2 protein-coding genes are annotated in these 20758 nt (G+C 73.3%); both read left to right on the top strand.

Going from position 1 to position 20758, the window contains the following annotated elements; genetic code table 11:
- Positions 1 to 9 precede the first annotated feature (9 nt).
- Complete coding sequence (locus FXF65_RS05820) at positions 10 to 15363, top strand: type I polyketide synthase (RefSeq protein WP_148348653.1); 15354 nt, start codon at positions 10 to 12, stop codon at positions 15361 to 15363.
- Positions 15364 to 15409: 46 nt separating this feature from the next.
- Positions 15410 to 20746, top strand: coding sequence for a type I polyketide synthase (locus FXF65_RS05815; RefSeq protein ID WP_222868386.1), 5337 nt, complete (start codon positions 15410 to 15412; stop codon positions 20744 to 20746).
- Positions 20747 to 20758 lie beyond the last annotated feature (12 nt).

The following is a 20758-nucleotide window of genomic DNA, read 5'->3' as shown; positions in this document are numbered from 1 at the left end:
GGCGGGACAATGACCAACGAGGACACCCTGCGCGGCTATCTCAAGCGCGTCACCGCCGATCTGCACGACGCGCGCCGGCGCCTCCGCGACATCGAGTCGAAGAACCACGAGCCCATCGCCATCGTCGCGATGGGATGCCGTTTCCCGGGCGACGTCCGGTCGCCCGGCGAACTGTGGGATCTCGTCGAGCGGGGCGAGGAGGCCATTTCCGGTTTCCCGGAGGCGCGAGGCTGGAACGCCGACGAGCTGTACGACCCGGACCCGGACGTGCCGGGAAAGACGTACTGCGTCCGCGGCGGTTTCGTGAAGGACGCCGAAAAGTTCGACGCCGAGTTCTTCGGGATCAGCCCGCGGGAAGCGCTGGCGATGGACCCGCAGCAGCGGCTTCTGCTGGAGTCGTCCTGGGAGGCCCTTGAGCGCGCCGCGATCGACCCGGCCACATTGCGCGGCAGCCGGACCGGCGTCTTCACCGGAGTCGCGACGGCGGAGTACGCCACGATGCGATACGGCGGCCCGCCCGAGTCCGAGGGCTATCTGCTGACCGGAATTCTCGCCAGCGTCGCGTCCGGACGGCTCTCCTATTCGCTCGGCCTGGAGGGCCCGGCGGTTAGCATCGACACGGCGTGCTCGTCGTCGCTGGTAGCGCTGCACCTCGCCGTTCAGTCGCTCCGCAACGGCGAATGCGATCTGGCGCTCGCGTGCGGCGCGACGGTGATGACGTCGCCCGGCGTCTTCGTCGAATTCAGCCGCCAGCGGGGCCTTTCCCCGGACGGGCGCTGCAAGGCGTTCTCGTCCGCCGCCGACGGGACGGGCTGGGCCGAGGGCGCCGGTGTCCTGGTGGTCGAACGGCTGTCGGACGCCCAGGCGAACGGCCACCCGATCGTGGCCGTCGTCCGCGGTTCGGCCGTCAACCAGGATGGCGCGAGCAATGGTCTGACGGCGCCGAACGGCCCGTCGCAGCAGCGGGTGATCCGGGCCGCGCTCGCCAATTCGGGCTTGAATCCGGAGGACGTCGACGCCGTCGAAGCCCACGGCACCGGGACGTCACTCGGCGACCCGATCGAAGCGCAGGCGTTGCTCGCCACTTATGGACAAGAGCGCTCTTCTGAACGGCCGCTGCGGCTCGGGTCGATCAAGTCGAACATCGGCCACACGCAGGCCGCCGCGGGTGTCGCCGGGATCATCAAAATGGTCGAAGCGATGCGCCACGGCGTGCTGCCCAAGACCCTGCACGTGGACGAGCCCTCGCCGCACGTCGACTGGGAATCCGGCGCGGTCAGCCTGCTCACCGAGCAGATCGCGTGGCCGGAGAACGACCGTCCCCGGCGCTCGGCGGTCTCGTCATTCGGGATCAGCGGGACGAACGCGCACGTCATCCTCGAACAGGCACCGGAAGCCGAAGTGCCCGAGGCGGTGCTGCCTCAGCACCCGCTGCCGGTTCTCCTTTCGGCCAAGACCGAGCCCGCCTTGCAGGAGCAGGCGGCACGGCTGCGCGACTTCGTCTCGGCCGAGCCCACGGCCGAACTCGCGGACATCGCCCATACCCTGGCGACCGGACGCACCCATTTCGACCACCGTGCCGCCATCGTCGCGACCGATCTCGCCGAACTGCGCCACGGCCTTGAGGGCGAGGTCGTCGGCGAATCCGTCCGGCACTCGGGCAAGGTTGCGTTTCTCTACTCGGGCCAGGGTTCTCAGCACGCGGGAATGGGCCGCGAGCTGTACGAGACGTTCCCCGTATTCGCCGAGGCCCTGGATGCCGCCTGCGAACACCTCGATCCGCAGCTCAAGCGGATCATGTTCGCCGACGACCCGGAAGAACTGAACCAGACCCTCTACACCCAGCCCGCCCTGTTCGCCTACCAGACAGCACTCCACGCACTCCTCTCCGATTGGGGAATCACGCCGCACTTCCTGGTCGGGCATTCCCTGGGCGAACTCACCGCCGCCTACATCTCCGGGACGCTCTCGCTGGCCGACGCGGCTGCGCTGGTCACCGCACGCGCCCGCGCGATGCACGACACCCCCGCCGGGGCCATGGCCGCCATCAACGCAGCCCCCGAGGAAATCACCCTCCCGGACGGCGTCAGCATCGCCGCCGTCAACACGGCACACAGCACAGTTGTTTCGGGGCCGTCCGAGGCCGTTCAGGAAATCGTCCAGCACTGGAAGGACGAAGGGCGTCGCACCCGCCTGCTCACCACCAACCGCGCCTTCCACTCCTCGCTAATGGACGACGCCGTCGCGCCCCTGACCGAAGCGGCCCGCGCCATCGCCCATAACCCGGCGTCCATTCCGGTTATCTCCAACCTCTCCGGTCAGCCCGCCGAGCACACGCCCGAATACTGGGCCGAGCACCTCCTCGGCACGGTCAACTACCACAAGGCCGTCCAATACCTGGATGAGCAGGGCGTCACCACCTACATCGAAATAGGACCCGACACCACGCTCACCGCCCTCACGGCGGACACCACCACCGCGACCACCATTCCGCTCCAGAACCCGAAGCAGCCGCAGACCTCGACGCTGCTCGGCAACATCACCCAGGTCCACAACACCGGAGTCCCGGTGGACTGGGCACGGATCATCCCGGCCGGACATCACACCGATCTCCCCACCTACCCGTTCGAGGAGAAGCCCTACTGGCTGGACGCGCCCGCGACGAGTGCCGATCTGCGCACCGCCGGGCTGACGTCCACCGGGCACCCGCTGCTGAGCGCGGTCGTGGAACTCCCTGACGACCAGGGGCACGTCTTCACCGGGACGCTTTCCCTCAAATCGCAGCCGTGGCTCGCCGACCACATCGTCTACGACACCGCCGTCCTCCCCGGGACGGCCTATGTCGAGTTCGCGCTTCATGCCGCGAACTACATCGGCTACGACACGGTCGAGGAACTGACCCATCACGCCGCGCTGGGCGTTCAGGACGGCGAGGTCTTCCAGATCCGGTTGGCGATCGGCCCGGAGGACGGAAATGGCGGACGTTCCTTCACCGTCCATTCCCGTCCGGAGGACGCGGCGCGCGACACCGAATGGACGCGGCATGCCATCGGCCTGGTCACCACCACGTCCCCCGAGCCCGTCGCACTGACCGCGTGGCCGCCCGCGAACGCCGAACCGCTCGACCCGGACGAGATCTACCAGTTCCTCGGCAATCTCGGATTCGACTACGGCCCGTCATTTCTCGGAGTGCGCGCCGCCTGGCGACAGGACCAGAACTTCTACGCGGAAGTGGCGCTCCCCGACGACGCCCGGCCGGGCGCCTTCGGCATCCACCCGGCCCTTCTGGACTGCGCGCTGCACACCTTCGTCGTCCAGGGCGCTGACCGTTTGAGCGTGCCGTTCTCATGGAGCGGTGTGTCGCTGCACGCGCCCGGCGCCGACCGTCTCCGGGTGCGGATCGAAGTGCTGGCGTCCGACTCCGTACGGCTGGTGCTGGCGGACGGTTCCGGCGCCCCGGTCGCGACGATCCGCGGGCTCGCCGTCCGGCCCATGCCCGCCGACCGGATCGGCTCCGGCGGCGGCGACACCGTTCACCGGGTCGACTGGACGCCGATCGAAAGCGGTGCCGGAACGGAATGGGCCCTCCTCGGTGAGCCGTTCCCCTCGCTGGCCCCCGCCGACGTTCCCGCCTTCGCCGACCTCGCCGCGCTGAGCGAGGTTCTCGACAATGGCGAGCGGCCTCCGTCGACCATTCTGGTGTGCCACGGCGGCGACGGGAACGGCTCCGCCGAGGCGGCCCATTCCGCCACCCGGCGGCTCCTCGGCCTCGTCCGGGAATGGCTCGCCGACGAGCGGCTCGCGGACGTCCGGCTCGCGGTCGCCACGCGCGGCGCGGTCGCCGTCCACCCGGGCGAGCCGATCACCGACCTGGCCGCCGCGCCCGCCTGGGGCCTCATCCGCGCGGCGCAGTCGGAGCATCCCGGACGGTTCACGCTCATCGACCTCGACGACCGGGAGTCGAGCGCGGCGGCCCTCCCGGCGTCGCTCGGCGTCGGCGACGAGGCGCAACTCGTGCTGCGCGACGGGGCCCCGCACGCCTTCCGCCTCCCGCGCGCCGACCTCGCCGCGCAATCCCCCGCGAGCCCGTTCGACCCGGACGGCACCGTCCTGATCACGGGCGGCACCGGCAGCCTCGGCCGCCTCATCGCACGGCACCTGGTGGACGGGCACGGCGTCCGCCGCCTGCTCGTCATCAGCCGCCGGGGACCGGACGCCGAGAACGCCGCCGAACTCCAGGAATTGCAGGCCGATGTCACGGTCGCCGCGTGCGACGCCGCCGACCGGGAGGCCCTCGCCGACCTCCTCGCGCGGCATCAGGTGAACGCGGTCGTCCACGCGGCCGGTGTCCTGGACGACGCGACCATCGCGAACCTCGAACCGGAGCAGCTCGACGCCGTCCTCCGCCCGAAGGTCGACGCGGCCTGGAACCTGCACGAGCTCACCGGCGACCTGGACGCGTTCGTCCTGTTCTCGTCCGCCGCCGGAACGCTCGGCAACCCCGGACAGGCCAACTACGCCGCCGCCAACACCTACCTCGACGCCCTCGCCCACCACCGCGTCCACCAGGGTCAGCCCGCCGTGTCCCTCGCCTGGGGGCCGTGGGCGATGACCGGGATGGCCGGTGAACTGACCGAGGCGGACGCGGCGCGGCTCGCCCGCAGCGGTGTCGCGCCGCTGTCCGCCGAGCAGGGGCTCGCGCTGTTCGACCTCGCGGTCGGCGCGGACGCGGCGGCGCTGGTCCCGGCGCGGCTGGTGCGGTCGCCGTCGCGGCGGGCGCGGCAGTCCGCCGCGGCTCGGCCGGGCGCGTCGAAGCTCGCCGGGAAGAGCCGCGCCGAGCTGGAGAGCGCCCTGCTCGACCTGGTGCGGGAGGAGGCCGCGGCGGTGCTCGGGCACGCGACGGCGGAGGCCGTCGAGGCGACGCGCCCGTTCCAGTCGCTCGGGTTCGACTCGCTCACCGCCGTCGACCTGCGCAACCACCTCAGCCGGAGCACGGGGCTGCGGCTGCCCGCCGCCACGCTGTTCGACTATCCGACGCCCGAGGCGCTGGCCGCGCATCTGGCGGGCGAGCTGTCGGACGAGTCGGCGGAGACGGCGGCGCCCGTCGCGTCGGCGATCGTGCAGGCGACCGACGAGCCGATCGCGATCGTCGGGATGGGCTGCCGCTTCCCCGGCGACGTCCGCGACCCCGAGGGGCTGTGGCGACTGGTCGCGGACGGGATCGACGCCGTGACCCAGTTCCCGACCGACCGGGGCTGGGACAAGGCCGCCCTCTTCGACCCCACTCCCGGCACGCCCGGCCGCACCTACACGACGCAGGGCGGATTCTTCGACGGCGTCGACCGGTTCGACGCGGACTTCTTCGGCATCAGCCCCCGCGAGGCCCTCGCGATGGACCCGCAGCAGCGGCTCATGCTGGAGACCGCGTGGGAGGCGTTCGAGCGGGCGGGCATCGACCCCGCGACCGTGCGCGGCAGCGCGACGGGCGTGTTCGCCGGGGTCGCGACCGCCGAATACCTGTCCCTTCAGCATCACGGGCCGGAGGAGCTCGGCGGCTACCTGCTGACCGGCAACACGGCGAGCGTCGCGTCCGGACGGATCGCCTACACCTTCGGGCTGGAGGGCCCGGCGGTCAGCGTCGACACGGCGTGCTCGTCGTCGCTGGTCGCGCTGCACCTGGCCGTCCAGTCGCTGCGCAACGGCGAATGCGGGCTGGCGCTCGCCGGAGGCTCCACGATCATGGCCTCGCCGGGCATGTTCGTGGAGTTCAGCCGCCAGCGCGGCCTCGCCCCGGACGGACGCAGCAAGTCGTTCTCCGCGTCCGCCGACGGCGTGGCGTGGGGCGAGGGCGCGGGGATGCTCCTGCTGGAACGGCTGTCGGACGCGAAGGCCAACGGGCACCCCGTCCTGGCCGTGGTGCGGGGCACCGCGATCAACCAGGACGGCGCGAGCAATGGCCTGACGGCGCCGAACGGCCCGTCGCAGCAGCGGGTGATCCGGGCCGCGCTCGCCAACGCCGGACTCACCGCCGACCAGGTGGACGCCGTCGAAGCGCACGGCACCGGGACGACGCTGGGCGACCCCATCGAGGCGCAGGCGCTCCTCGCCACCTACGGGCAGGCGCGGACGGCCGACCAGCCGCTGCGGCTCGGGTCGATCAAATCGAACATGGGCCACACGCAGGCCGCGGCGGGTGTCGCCGGGGTCATCAAGATGGTGCAGGCGATGCGGCACGGCGTCCTGCCCAAGAGCCTGCACATCGACGAGCCTTCACCGCACGTCGACTGGGAGTCCGGGGCCGTCAGTCTGCTGACCGAGGCCATCGAATGGCCCGACTACGGTCACCCGCACCGCGCCGGGGTCTCCTCGTTCGGGATCAGCGGCACCAACGCCCACGTCATCCTCGAAGAGGCGCCCGGGGCGGACGTGTCCGAGCCGGAACGGCCCGGCCATCCCGTGCCGGTGCTGCTCTCGGCCAAGACGGAAAGCGCGCTGTACGAGCAGGCCGCGCGACTGCGCGAATTCGTCGCCTCCGACCCGGCGGCCGACGTCGCGGACATCGCCCACACCCTCGCGAACGGGCGCAGCCATTTCGCCCACCGTGCCGGGATCGTCGCCGGAAGCGCCGCGGAACTCGTCCGGGGGCTGGACGACCTCCAGCCGGTCGTCAGCCGCCCTGGGAAGGTCGCGTTCCTTTACTCCGGGCAGGGCGCACAGCACGCGGGAATGGGCCGTGAACTGTACGAGACGTTCCCGGTATTCGCCGAAGCTCTCGACGCCGCCTGCGAACACTTGGATCCGCAACTCAAGCGGATCATGTTCGCCGACGACCCAGAAGAACTGAACCAGACCCTCTACACCCAACCCGCCCTCTTCGCCTACCAGACAGCACTCCACGCGCTCCTGGCCGACTGGGGAATCACCCCGCACTTCCTGGTCGGGCATTCCCTGGGCGAACTCACCGCCGCCCACACCTCCGGAACGCTCTCCCTGGCCGACGCGGCTGCGCTGGTCACCGCCCGCGCCCGCGCCATGCACAACACCCCCGCCGGGGCCATGGCCGCCATCAACGCAGCCCCCGACGAAATCACCCTCCCGGACGGCGTCAGCATCGCCGCCATCAACGCCGCACACAGCACGGTCATCTCCGGCCCGCGCGACGCCGTCCAACAAATCGCCCAACACTGGAAAGACCAAGGACGACGCACCCGCCTGCTCACCACCAACCGCGCCTTCCACTCCTCCCTCATGGACCAGGCTGTCGAGCACCTGACTCAGGCCGCACGGGACCTCGTCCACAATCCGGCCACAATCCCGGTCATCTCCAACCTCACCGGGGAGCCTGCCGAGCACACGCCCGAATACTGGGCCGAGCACCTCCTCGGGACGGTCAACTACCACCAAGCCGTTCAGTACCTCGACCGGCAGGGCGTCACAACGTTCATCGAAATCGGGCCCGACGCCACACTCACCGCCCTCACCGGCGAGACGGTCACCGGCGCGACCGTCGCCCTGCAGAATCCGAAACAACCGCAGAGCAGTGCGCTGCTCACCGGGATCACCAACGCCCACAACAGCGGTGTCTCCGTCGACTGGCCGAAGATCATTCCTGCCGGACGTCAGGTCGAACTGCCGACCTATCCGTTCCGGCACGACCGCTACTGGACCACCAAGAGCCTCGCCGTCTCGGGCGCGGCGAGCCACGGCCTGCAAAGCACCGACCATCCGTTCCTCACGGCCGTCACGGATCTGCCGGGCGAGGGCGAATTCCTCTTCAGCGGACGGGTCTCGCTCGATTCCCACCCCTGGCTCGCCGACCATGCGATCCACGGCGCCGTCCTGCTGCCCGCCACGCTCTACCTCGAACTCGCGCTGCACGCCGCGAGCCATGTCGGATGCGACACGGTCGACGAGCTGACCCTGCACGCGCCCGTGATCCTGGCGGACGGCGAGGCAGCGCAACTCCAGGTCATCGTCGACGACGACCGAGCGATCACCATTCGGGCCCGCGCCTACGGCGATTCCGCCGACAAGCAGGAATGGACGATCTGCGCCACCGGCAGCGTCACGGCGACGGGAAATCCCGTCCGCACGGATCTGGCGGCCTGGCCGCCTCCCGGCGCCGCCCCGGTCGACATCGCGGATCTCTACGACCGGCTGGCCGAGCGCGGCTACGTCTACGGCCCGCTGTTCCAGGGCCTCAAGGCCGCCTGGCAGGACGGGGCCGACATATACGCGGAGGCGGAGCTCCCAGAAGAGCCCGGTGCCGGATTCCACCTGCACCCGGCCCTCCTCGACGCCGTCCTGCACTCGACCCTCCGCTCCGGCGAGACCGGGGATCCGGGCGCGATCCGGTTGCCGTTCTCCTGGAGCGGCGTCACGTTGAGCGACACCAGGGCGGGAACCCTGCGGGCCCGGCTGACCCCGACGTCCGCCGAGACGCTCGCCCTCCAGCTCGCCGACTCCACCGGGACGCCGGTCGCGACGGTCGGGGCGCTGGCCACGCGTCCCGTCCGGACGGAGCAGCTCGTCAAGGCGGCACCGCCGTCGATCTACCGGACCGAGTGGACGCCGAAACCCGTCACCCCCGAAGACCCGACCGGCGGCTGGGCGGCACTGGGCGACCCGGTGGGCGTCATGGCCGAAGACGAGCCCGCCTACCCGGACCTCGCCGCGCTCCGGGACGCGATCGAGTCCGGCGCGGCGACACCCGACCTGCTCTTCGTCCGCTGCGCGCCGGACGGCGGCACCGACCCGGCCGCCCACGCGCACGCCCTCACCAAGGACGTCCTGGCGCTTCTCCAGGACTTCCTTCCGGACGAGCGGCTCACCGACGTCCGCCTCGCGGTCGTCACCCATGGCTCGGTCATGGACGTCCCCGACCCCGCCACGGCGGCCGTGTGGGGCCTGGTCCGCTCGGCGCAGGCGGAGAACCCGGACCGGGTCGTCCTGCTCGACCTCGACGCGGACGCCGCCCGCGCGACCGTCGCGGCGGCCGTGGCGACCGACGAGCCGCAGATCGCCGTCCGCGACGGCGGAATGCACGTCCCCCGCCTGGCCCGGGCCGCGGCCGACCCATCGGTGGCCGTCCAGGCGTTCGACCCGGACGGCACGGTCCTGATCACCGGCGGGACGGGCGCGCTCGGCGGGCTGGTCGCCGGGCACCTGGCCGCCGACCACGGCGTACGGCGGCTCCTGCTCGTCAGCCGCCGAGGCCCCGACGCCCCGGGCGCGGCGGAGTTGGAGGCGGAGCTGACCGCGCACGGCGCGGACGTCACGATCGCGGCGTGCGACGTGTCCGACCGGCGGGCGCTCGCGGACCTGCTCGCCGACCATCCCGTCACCGCCGTCGTCCACACGGCCGGGATCCTGGACGACGCGACCGTCACCGGCCTGACCGCCGACCGGCTCGACACGGTGCTCCGCCCCAAGGTCGACGCCGCCTGGAACCTGCACGAACTCACCGCCGACCTGGACGCGTTCATCCTGTTCTCGTCCGTGGCGGGCACGCTCGGCAGCCCCGGGCAGGCCAACTACGCCGCCGCGAACGCGTTCCTCGACGCGCTCGCGCACCGCCGCCGCGCCGCCGGGCTGCCCGCGACGTCGCTCGCCTGGGGCCCGTGGGCGTCGGACGGCATGGCCGCCGGGACCGGCGCGGACACGGCGGCGCGGATGTCCCGCGACGGGATCACCCCGATCGGCTCCGAGCAGGGGCTCGCGCTCTTCGACCTCGCGCGTTCGCTGGACGACGCCGTGCTCGCCCCCGTCCGGCTCGAACCGGCCGCGCTCCGCGACCTGGGCGACGCGCTGCCCTCGGTGCTGCGCGGTCTCGTCCGCACCGGGGCCCGGCGGCCGGGACGCGGGTCGGCCGCGCTCGTCCAGCGGCTCGCCCGGCTCGGCGACGAGGACCGGCGGGCCGCGCTGCTCGACCTGGTCAGGTCGGAGGTCGCGACGGCGCTCGGGCACAGGTCCGGCCAGGCGGTCGAACCGGACCGGCCGTTCCAGGAGCTCGGGTTCGACTCGCTCACCGCCGTCGAGCTGCGCAACCGGCTCAAGCGGACGAGCGGGCTCGCGCTGCCCGCCACGCTGGTCTTCGACTATCCGACGCCCGCCGCGCTCGCGGACCTGCTCGGCGAGCGCCTCCTCCGGACGCGTCCGGAGGCGACGGCCGCGCCGGCCGTCACGCGCGCCGCCGTCGACGAGCCGATCGCGATCGTCGGGATGGCGTGCCGCTACCCGGGCGGCGTCCGCGGCCCGCGCGACCTCTGGAACCTCGTCACCTCGGGGACGGACGCCGTGTCGCCGTTCCCCACCGGGCGCGGCTGGGACGTCGCCGCGCTCTACGACCCGGACCCGGAACGTCCCGGCAAGAGCTACACCAGGCACGGCGGGTTCCTGCACGACGCCGACCACTTCGACCCGGCCTTCTTCGGGATCACCCCGCGCGAGGCCCTCGCCATCGACCCGCAGCAGCGGCTCCTCCTGGAGACGACCTGGGAGGCGCTCGAACGCGCGGGCCTCGACCCCGGCGGCCTGCGCGGCAGCCGGACCGGCGTCTTCACCGGGATCATGTACAGCGACTACGGGGGCCGCCTGGCCCGGCAGATCCCGAAGGACGTCGAGGGTTACGTCGGCACCGGCAGCTCCGGGAGCGTCGCGTCCGGGCGCGTCTCGTACACGTTCGGCTTCGAGGGACCTGCCGTCACGGTGGACACGGCGTGCTCGTCGTCGCTGGTCGCCCTGCACCTGGCCGCGCAGGCGCTCCGGAGCGGCGAATGCGACCTGGCGCTCGCCGGAGGCTCCACGGTGATGGCGACGCCGAGCACGTTCGTTGAGTTCAGCCGCCAGCGGGGCCTTTCCCCGGACGGGCGCTGCAAGTCGTTCGCCGCCGCGGCCGACGGAGTGGCGTGGGGCGAAGGCGCCGGAATGCTGCTCGTGGAACGGCTCTCGGACGCGCACGCGAACGGCCATCCGATTCTCGCCGTCGTCCGCGGCTCCGCCATCAACCAGGACGGCGCGAGCAATGGCCTGACGGCGCCGAACGGCCCATCACAGCAGCGGGTGATCCGGGCCGCGCTCGCCAATTCCGGGCTCGCACCGGACGACATCGACGTCGTCGAAGCCCACGGCACCGGCACCACTCTCGGCGACCCGATCGAAGCGCAGGCATTGCTCGCCACCTACGGGCGGGAACGGCCCGCCGAACGGCCGCTGCGGCTTGGATCCATCAAGTCGAACATCGGCCACACTCAGGCCGCCGCGGGCGTCGCCGGAATCATCAAAATGGTCGAAGCGATGCGCCACGGCATCCTGCCCAAGACCCTGCACGTGGACGAGCCCTCGCCGCACGTCGACTGGGAAACCGGCGCCGTCAGTCTCCTCACCGAACAGATCGACTGGCCGGAGAACGACCAACCCCGGCGCTCGGCGGTCTCGTCATTCGGAATCAGCGGGACGAACGCCCACATCATCCTCGAACAAGCCCCCGGCAGCACTGACGCCGGAGAGCCCGAGCAGCCCGCCCATCCGCTACCGGTGCTCCTCTCGGCCAAGACCGAATCCGCCCTGCGGGACCAGGCGGCACAACTTCGCGATTTCGTCGCCGCCAACCCTTCGGTCGAACTCCCCGACATCGCCCGGACGCTGGCGACCGGACGCGCCCATTTCCCGCTGCGCGCGGGCATGGTCGCGAACACCGCCGACGAACTCGTCCAACGACTGGACGACGACCTGGAGCCGGTCACCGCGAACCCCGGGAGGGTCGCGTTCCTCTACTCCGGGCAGGGCGCACAACACGCGGGAATGGGCCGGGAACTGTATGAGACGTTCCCGGTATTCGCCGAAGCTCTCGACGCCGCGTGCGAACACCTCGACCCGCGACTCAAGCAGGTCATGTTCGCCGACGACCCCGAAGAACTGAACCAGACCCTCTATACGCAGCCCGCCCTCTTCGCCTACCAAATCGCGCTGCATGCCCTGCTAACCCATTGGGGGATCACGCCCCATCACCTGGTCGGGCATTCGCTGGGTGAGATCACCGCCGCCTACACCTCCGGGACGCTGTCCCTCGCGGATGCGTCCGCGCTGGTCACCGCACGCGCCCGCGCCATGCACGACACCCCCGCCGGGGCCATGGCCGCCATCAATGCAGCCCCCGACGAAATCACCCTTCCGGACGGCGTGAGCATCGCGGCCATCAACACCGCGCACAGCACGGTCATCTCAGGCCCACGCGACGCGGTCGAGGAAATCGTCCAGCACTGGAAAGACCAAGGACGGCGCACCCGCCTGCTCACCACAAACCGCGCCTTCCACTCCTCGCTAATGGACGACGCCGTCGCGCCCCTGACCGAGGCCGCCCGACGAATCACCCACCACTCCGCGAACATCCCGGTCATCTCCAACCTCACCGGTCAGCCCGCCGAGCACACCCCCGAATACTGGGCCGAGCACCTCCTCGGCACCGTCAACTACCACAAGGCCGTCCAATACCTCGACGAGCAGGGCGTCACCGCCTACATCGAAATAGGCCCCGACACCACGCTCACCACTCTCACCGGTGAGACGACGACGAACACGACCATCGCCCTGCAGAACCCGAAACAGCCGCAGACCTCGACACTGCTCGGCAACGTCATCCGAACCCACAACACCGGAGTCCCGGTCGACTGGACGCGGATCATCCCGGCCGGACGCCACACCGACCTCCCCACCTACCCGTTCGAGGAACGGCGTTACTGGCTCGACAGCCCGTCCACGGGAATGGACCTGACCGCCGCCGGTCTCGACACGTCCGAGCACCCGTTCGTCGGGGCGGCCGCCGAACTCCCGGACGGCGGGCACCTGTTCACCGGCCGGATATCGCTCGACTCCCACCCCTGGCTGACGGACCACGCCGTCCAGGGCACGGTCCTCCTCCCCGGAACGGCCTTCCTCGAACTGGCACTCCACGCCGCGCGACAGACCGGCAACGACACCGTGGACGAACTGACGCTCCACGCGCCGCTCGCCGTCACCGCCGACGATCCCGTCCAGCTCCGCCTTTCGCTGACGCCGCCCGCGGACGACGGCCAACGAACCATCACCATTCATTCGCGCTCCACCACGGCCGACTGGACGCACCACGCCACCGGCACCGTCACCACCACCGGAGCAGTTCCCGAAAGCCCGCCCACTACCTGGCCGCCCGCCAATGCCACACCCATCGACATCGACGACCTTCACGCGAGACTCGCCGCGCAGGGCCTCACCTACGGCCCGGCGTTCCACGGCCTGAAAGCGGCCTGGCAGGACGACGACGGCCAGATCCACGCCGAAGCGGAACTCCCCGACACCACCGGAAGCGACCCGAGCGCCTACAGCCTGCACCCAGCGCTGCTCGACGCCGCGCTGCACACCCTCGCCGCCCGTCAAGGCGACGGCCCGGTCCGCCTCCCGTTCTCCTGGAGCGGCGTCACCCTGAACGCCACCGGCGCGAAGAGCCTGCGCGTGCGGCTCGGGTTCGACCGTCCCGACGAGGTGAGAATCGACCTCGCGGACGGGTCGGGCCAGCCGGTCGGCACCGTCCGGGCCCTGGCCCTGCGCGAGGTCAGCGGCGAACAGCTCGCGGCGGCCCGCACCGGCCGGGACTCCCTCTTCGGCCTCGACTGGACGCCTCTCCCCCTCGCCAGCACGACACCCGACGCCGAATACACGACCCTCACCGTCACCACCGACGCAGCGGACCCGGTGGCGGCGGCGCATTCCGTCGCCGAGAACGTCCTCACCGAAATTCAGCAGTGGCTCAAGGAGGAGCGCTCCTCGGACGCAAGGCTCGTCGTCGTCACCCGGGGCGCGGTCGCCGTCCGGCCGGACGAGGACCTCACCGACCTGCCCGCGGCCACGGCCTGGGGCCTGGTCCGGTCGGCGCAGACCGAGAACCCGGGCCGGATCCAGCTCGTCGACGTCGACGAGGACGGCGCCGACGCGCTGCCCGCCGCCGTCGCCACGGGCGAGCCGCAGCTCGCGCTCCGGGACGGCGCCGCGTTCGCGCCGAGGCTCGTCCGGGCCGGGCCGCCCGCCGAGCCGGCGGTCCCGTTCGACCCGGACGGGACGGTCCTCATCACCGGCGGCACCGGAACCCTCGGCGTCCTGATCGCCCGGCACCTCGTCGCGAACCACGGCGCCCGGCGCCTGGTGCTCGTCAGCAGGCGGGGCCGCAACGCCGACACGGCGGCGGAACTCGACGGCCTCGACGCCGACGTCACCGTCGCCGCCTGCGACACCACCGACCCGGAGGCGTTCGGCCGCCTGCTCGCCGAGCACACCCCGGCGACCGTCGTCCACGCCGCCGGGATCATCGACGACGCGACCGTCGACAACCTCACGCCGCACCAGCTCCACGCCGTCCTGCGGCCCAAGGTCGACACGGTCCGGTACCTGCACGACCATCCCCACCAGCCGGAACACCTCATCCTGTTCTCGTCGGCCGCCGCGACCCTCGGCAATCCGGGGCAGGCGAACTACGCCGCCGCGAACACCTACCTCGACGCCCTCGCCCACCACCGCACCCGCGCCGGACGGCGGACGACGTCGCTCGCCTGGGGCCTGTGGAACACGGCCAGCGGCATCACCGGCGACCTCAGCGCGGCGGACCTCGCCCGGCTGTCCGGGACGGGCGTCGTCCCGCTCGGCGCGGACGACGCGCTCGCGCTGTTCGACCTGGCGCTCGCCGGGGACCGGCCGCTGCTCGTCCCGGTGCGGCTCGACCTCGGGACGCTGCGCTCGCACGCCGCGTCCGGGATGCTGCCCGCCGTCCTGCGCGGGCTGGTCCCGGCACCGCCGTCGCGGGCGTCCGCGAACGGGTCGGGGACGGCGGGGACGGAGCTGCGCCGCCGCCTGTCCGGCAAGAGCGAACCGGAGCAGGTCCGGGTGCTGGTGGACGTCGTCAGGACGGCGCTCGCCGCCGTCCAGGGACGTCCGGAGGGCGAGACGATCCCGGCGGAGCGCAAGTTCCTCGACATGGGGCTCGACTCGCTCGGCGCCCTCGAACTCCGCAACCGGCTCAACGCGGCGACCGGTCTGCGGCTGCCCGCGACGCTCCTCTTCGACTACCCGAACCCGCTGGCGAGCGCCCACCACCTCCGCGCGGAGCTGGGCGTCGCCGCCGCCACCGCCGAGGACGCGGCGGACGCCGAGCTCCGCCGGACGCTCGCCGCCATCCCGCTCCCGAAGCTGCGGGAGTCCGGCCTGATGGGCGCCCTGCTGCGGCTCGCCGCCGGCGACGCCGACGAACCGGCCGGGACGGGCGGCGACGGGACGGACGCGATCCGCACCGCGGACGTCGACGACCTCGTCCGGCTGGCCCTGGGCGACACCGAATGACCACGGATCGAGACATGACGACGGCGCACAGAACACGGAGCTGGCGATGAGCACGTCCCCCGACGGCAAGGTCGTGGCGGCGCTGCGCGCGGCGCTGCTGGAGAACGAGCACCTGAAGGCGGAGCGGCGGCGGGCCGCCGACGCGGCCGCCGAGCCGGTGGCGATCGTCGGAACGGCGTGCCGCTTCCCCGGCGGGGTCGCGTCCCCGGCCGGGCTGTGGCGGCTCGTCGCGGACGGCGTGGACGCGATCTCCGAGTTCCCCACCGGACGCGGCTGGGACCTCGACGGGCTGTTCGACTCCGACCCGGAGAAGCAGGGCAAGAGCTACGTCCGGGAGGGCGGGTTCCTGCACCCCGCCGACCGGTTCGACGCCGACTTCTTCGGCATCAGCCCGCGCGAGGCCATGACGATCGACCCGCAGCAGCGGCTCCTGCTGGAGGTCGCGTGGGAGGCGCTGGAGGGCGCGGGCATCGTCCCCGGCGACCTGCGCGGCAGCCGGACGGGCGTCTTCACCGGGATCATGTACGGGGACTACGGCGCGCGGCTCTACGGCCGCGTCCCGGACGGCTTCGAGGGCTACGTCGGGACGGGCAGCTCGTACAGCGTCGCGTCCGGCCGGGTCGCGTACACGCTGGGGCTCGAAGGCCCGGCGGTGTCAGTGGACACGGCGTGCTCGTCGTCCCTGCTCGCCGTCCACCTGGCCTGCCAGTCGCTGCGCGACGGCGACTGCGAGCTCGCGATGGCGGGCGGCGTGACCGTCATGGCGACGCCGACGACGTTCGTGGAGTTCAGCCGCCAGCGCGGCCTCGCCCCCGACGGGCGGAGCAAGTCGTTCGCCGCGTCCGCCGACGGCGTCGCGTGGGGCGAGGGCGCGGGGCTCGTCCTGCTGGAGCGGCTCTCGACCGCGCGCCGCAACGGGCACCCGGTGCTCGCGGTGATCCGCGGCTCGGCGGTGAACCAGGACGGCGCGAGCAACGGCCTCACCGCGCCGAACGGGCCGTCCCAGCAGCGGGTGATCCGCGCCGCGCTCGCCGGCGCCGGGCTCGCACCGGACGACGTCGACGCCGTCGAGGCCCACGGCACCGGGACGACGCTCGGCGACCCGATCGAGGCGCAGGCGCTCCTCGCGACCTACGGGCGGGAGCGTCCCGCCGACCGGCCGCTGCGGCTCGGGTCGGTCAAGTCGAACATCGGCCACACCCAGGCCGCGGCGGGCGTCGCCGGGATCATCAAGATGGTCGAGGCGATGCGGCACGGCGTCCTCCCGAAGACGCTGCACGTGGACGAGCCGACCCCGCACGTCGACTGGACGTCCGGCGCGGTCAGCCTGCTCACCGAGACGACCCCGTGGCCGGACGCCGACCGGCCCCGGCGGGCGGCGGTGTCGTCGTTCGGGATCAGCGGGACGAACGCGCACATCGTCCTCGAACACGTCCCCGACGCGGAGGAAGACGCGGAGGAACCGGCGGAACCCGGCCCGGCGCGGCCGACCGCGTGGCTCGTGTCCGGCCGGGACGAGACCGCGCTGCGCGCCCAGGCCGAGCGGCTGCGCGCCCGGCTCCGCGACGACCCCGGCCTCGACCCGGCGGACGTCGGCCTCACCCTCGCCACCGCGCGGACGCACTTCGAGCACCGCGCCGCCGTCGTCGCCGACGACCGGGCCGCCCTGGAGCGCGGACTCGCCGCGCTGGTCGGCGGCGAGCCCGCCGCCGAGCTGGTGCGCGAGCCGCGGAGCGGCGCGGACGGCCGGGCGGACGGCAGGGTCGCGTTCGTCTTCCCCGGCCAGGGCGCGCAGTGGGCGGGCATGGGCGTCGAGCTGATGGCGGAGTCCGCCGTGTTCCGCGAGCACCTGGACGCGTGCGCGGACGCGCTCGCCCCGCACGTCGACTGGTCGCTGCACGACGTCCTGCGGCAGGCGCCCGGCGCGCCCACGCTCGACCGCGTCGACGTCGTCCAGCCCGCGCTGTTCGCGCTGATGACGTCGCTGGCCCGGCTGTGGGAGTCGCTCGGCGTCCGGCCGGACGCCGTCGCCGGGCACTCGCAGGGCGAGATCGCCGCCGCGTACGTGTGCGGGGCGCTGTCCCTGGACGACGCCGCCGCCGTCGCCGCGCTGCGCGGCCGGGCGATCGCCGGGCTCGCCGGACGGGACGGGCGGGGCACGATGGCGTCGGTCCCGCTGCCCTCGCGGGACGTCGAGAAGCGGCTGAACGGGCGCGTCAGCGTCGCCGCCGTCAACGGGCCGTCCGCGACGGTGGTGTCCGGCGACCGGGACGCCGTGCTCGCCCTCGTCGAGACGTACCGGGACGAGGGCGTCCGCGCGAAGGCGATCCCGGTCGACTACGCGTCCCACTCGCACCAGATGGAGGAGATCCGCGCCGAGATCCTCGACCTGCTGGCCGGGATCGCGCCGCGCACCGCCGAGATCGCGTTCTACTCGTCTCTGACCGGCGGGCGGCTGGACGACACGGCCGCGCTCGGCACCGAGTACTGGTACGACAACCTGCGCGGGACCGTCCAGTACCAGCGGGCCGTCCAGGCGCTGCGCGCGGACGGGCACCGCCTGTACGTGGAGGCGAGCCCGCACCCGATCCTCACCGGCGCGACCGCCGAGACGCTCGGCGACGACGGCGTGGTCGTCGAGTCGCTGCGCCGCGACGACGGCGGACCGCGCCGGTTCCTCGCGTCCCTCGCGCACGCGCACACGGGCGGCGCCGACGTCGACTGGGCGGCCTGGCACGCGGGGACGGCGGCGCGCCGCGTCCCGCTGCCCACCTACGCGTTCCAGCACCGCTCCTTCTGGCTGGACGGCTCCGCCGCCGCGCGCGACGCGGCCGGGCTCGGGCTGGAGCCCGCCGGGCATCCGCTGCTCGGCGCGGTCGCGGACCTGCCGACCGGCGGGCACGTGTTCAGCGGCCGCGTCTCCGCCGACGGGCTCCCGTGGGCGGGCGAGCACTCCGTACGGGACGCCGTCGTCCTGCCGGGTGCCGCCTTCGCCGAACTGGCCCTGCACGCCGCCGCGCACACCGGTTTCGGCGGGGTCGAGGAGCTGACGGTGCACGCCCCGCTGGTGCTGCCCGCGCGCGGCGGCGTCCGGCTCAACGTCACCGTTCGGGACGGCGCCGTCGCCGTCTACGCCCGGCCGGACGACGACGGCATGGCCGCCGAATGGGTCGAGCACGCCAGCGGCACGCTCGGCGCCAGGCGAACGCTCGACGACGGCTTGGCGGAGTGGCCGCCGCAGGGCGCGGAGCCCGTCGACGTCGACGGCCTGTACGGGCGGATGCTCCGCGCGGGCCTCGCCCACGGACCCGTCTTCCAGGGAGTGCGGGCCGCCTGGCGGCGGGACGGCGAGGTCTTCGCGGAACTCGACCTGCCGGACGGCACCGACGTCGGCGGATACGGCGTCCACCCGGCGCTGCTCGACGCGGTCCTCCAGCCGGTGCTGCTCGGCGACGACGGCGGGGTCCGGGCGCCGTCCCGGTGGTCGCGGCTGACGCTGGCGGCGCCCGGCGCGTCCCGGCTACGGGCCCGGCTCGTCCCCGGACCGGACGCGGTGGAGGTCACCGTCGCCGACGAGTCGGGCGCGCCGGTCGCCGCCGCGTCCGTCGAGCTGGCGCCGCTCGACACGGGACGGCTGCGCGGCGGCCGCGACCCGCTGTACCGGCTGGAATGGCAGCCGGTCGCGGCGGCGGCGGCGAACGACGTCGCCTACGAGACGCTGACCGTCGACACCGGGGCCAACGATCCGGCGGCCGGGGCGCACACCGCCGTCGAGGACGTCCTCGCACGGCTCCAGGCGCTCGACTCGCCGCTGGTCGTCGTCACGCGCGGCGCGGTCGCGGCCCGTCCCGGCGAGGACGTCCGCGACCTTCCGGCCGCCGCCGTCTGGGGGCTCGTCCGGTCGGCGCAGACCGAGAACCCGGGGCGCGTCCAGATCGTCGACGTGGACGACGACTCGGCCGACGTCGCGGCGGCCGTCGCCACGGGCGAACCGCAGCTCGCGGTCCGGGACGGGCTCCTGTACGCGCCGCGCCTCGTCCCGGCGGGTTCCGGGACGGACGGCGAGATCGCCCTCGACCCGGACGGGACCGTCCTGATCACCGGCGGCACCGGCACGCTCGGCCGCCTCGTCGCCCGGCGGCTGGTCGCCGAGCACGGTGTCCGGCGGCTGCTGCTGATCAGCCGCCGCGGCCCCGCCGCCGAGGGACTGGACGAGCTGGACGACCTCCCCGCCGACGTGGACGTCACCGTGGCGGCGTGCGACGCCGCCGACCGCGACGCGCTCGCCGCGCTGCTCGCCGAGCATCCGGTGCGCGCGGTCGTGCACACCGCCGGCGTCCTGGCCGACGCCACCGTCGGCTCGCTGACGCCCGAGCAGGTCCACCGGGTGCTGCGGCCTAAGGTCGACGCGGCGTGGAACCTGCACGAGCTGCTCCCCGACCTGGACGCGTTCGTCCTGTTCTCGTCCGCGGCGGGCGTCCTCGGGAACCCGGGGCAGGCCAACTACGCCGCCGCGAACGCGTTCCTCGACGCGCTCGCCGCCCACCGGCACGCCGCCGGGCGGCCCGCCGCCTCGCTCGCCTGGGGCCTGTGGGCCACGGCGAGCGGCATGACCGGCGGGCTCGGCGACGCCGACCTCGCCCGGCTCTCCGGCAGCGGGATCGTCCCGCTCGGCACGCAGGAGGCCCTCGGACTGTTCGACCGGGGGCTGCGGGGCGGCCGGCCGCTGCTCGTCCCGCTGGGGCTCGACCCGTCCGCGCTGCACGAACAGGCCGCCGACGGGATGCTGCCGCCGGTGCTGCGCGGGCTCGTCCGGACTCCGGCGCGGCGCGCCGACCGGTCCGGGCCGCCGCTCGCCGCGCGGCTCGCCGCCCTCCCGGCGGACGAGCGCGGCCCGGTGCTGCTCGACCTCGTCCGGTCGCACGCGGCGACCGTCCTCGGGCACGCGTCCGCCGACGCGATCGCCCCGGACCGCGCGTTCAAGGACCTCGGCTTCGACTCGCTCACGGCCGTCCGGTTCCGCAACCAGGTCAACGCCGCCAGCGGCCTCCAGCTCCCGGTCACGGTCGTCTTCGACTTCCCCAGCTCGGCGGCGCTGGCCGAGCACCTCGCGGCGGAGCTCGCCCCGGCGGGCGCCGACCCGGCCGACCGGCTGATCACGGAGATCGACCGGCTCGACGGCGCCCTCCGGGACGCCGCGCCGGACGCCGGGGCCCGCACCCGGATCGCCAACCGGCTCCGCGCGCTGCTGTGGAAGGTCGGCGACGTCCCGGCGGCGGGCGGCCCCGCGGGCGACCCGGCGGCCGGCGGCGATCTCGACACGGCGTCCGACGCCGAACTGTTCGACGTGCTCGACAACGAGCTCGGTGTGTCCCACGACTGAGATGTCCGTTTC

Source organism: Actinomadura syzygii (genome assembly GCF_008085905.1).
In the GTDB taxonomy this organism is placed as follows: Bacteria; Actinomycetota; Actinomycetes; order Streptosporangiales; family Streptosporangiaceae; genus Spirillospora; species Spirillospora syzygii.
The sequence above is the reverse complement of the archived record's forward strand: the minus strand, read 5'-3'. Positions and strand labels throughout refer to the sequence as shown.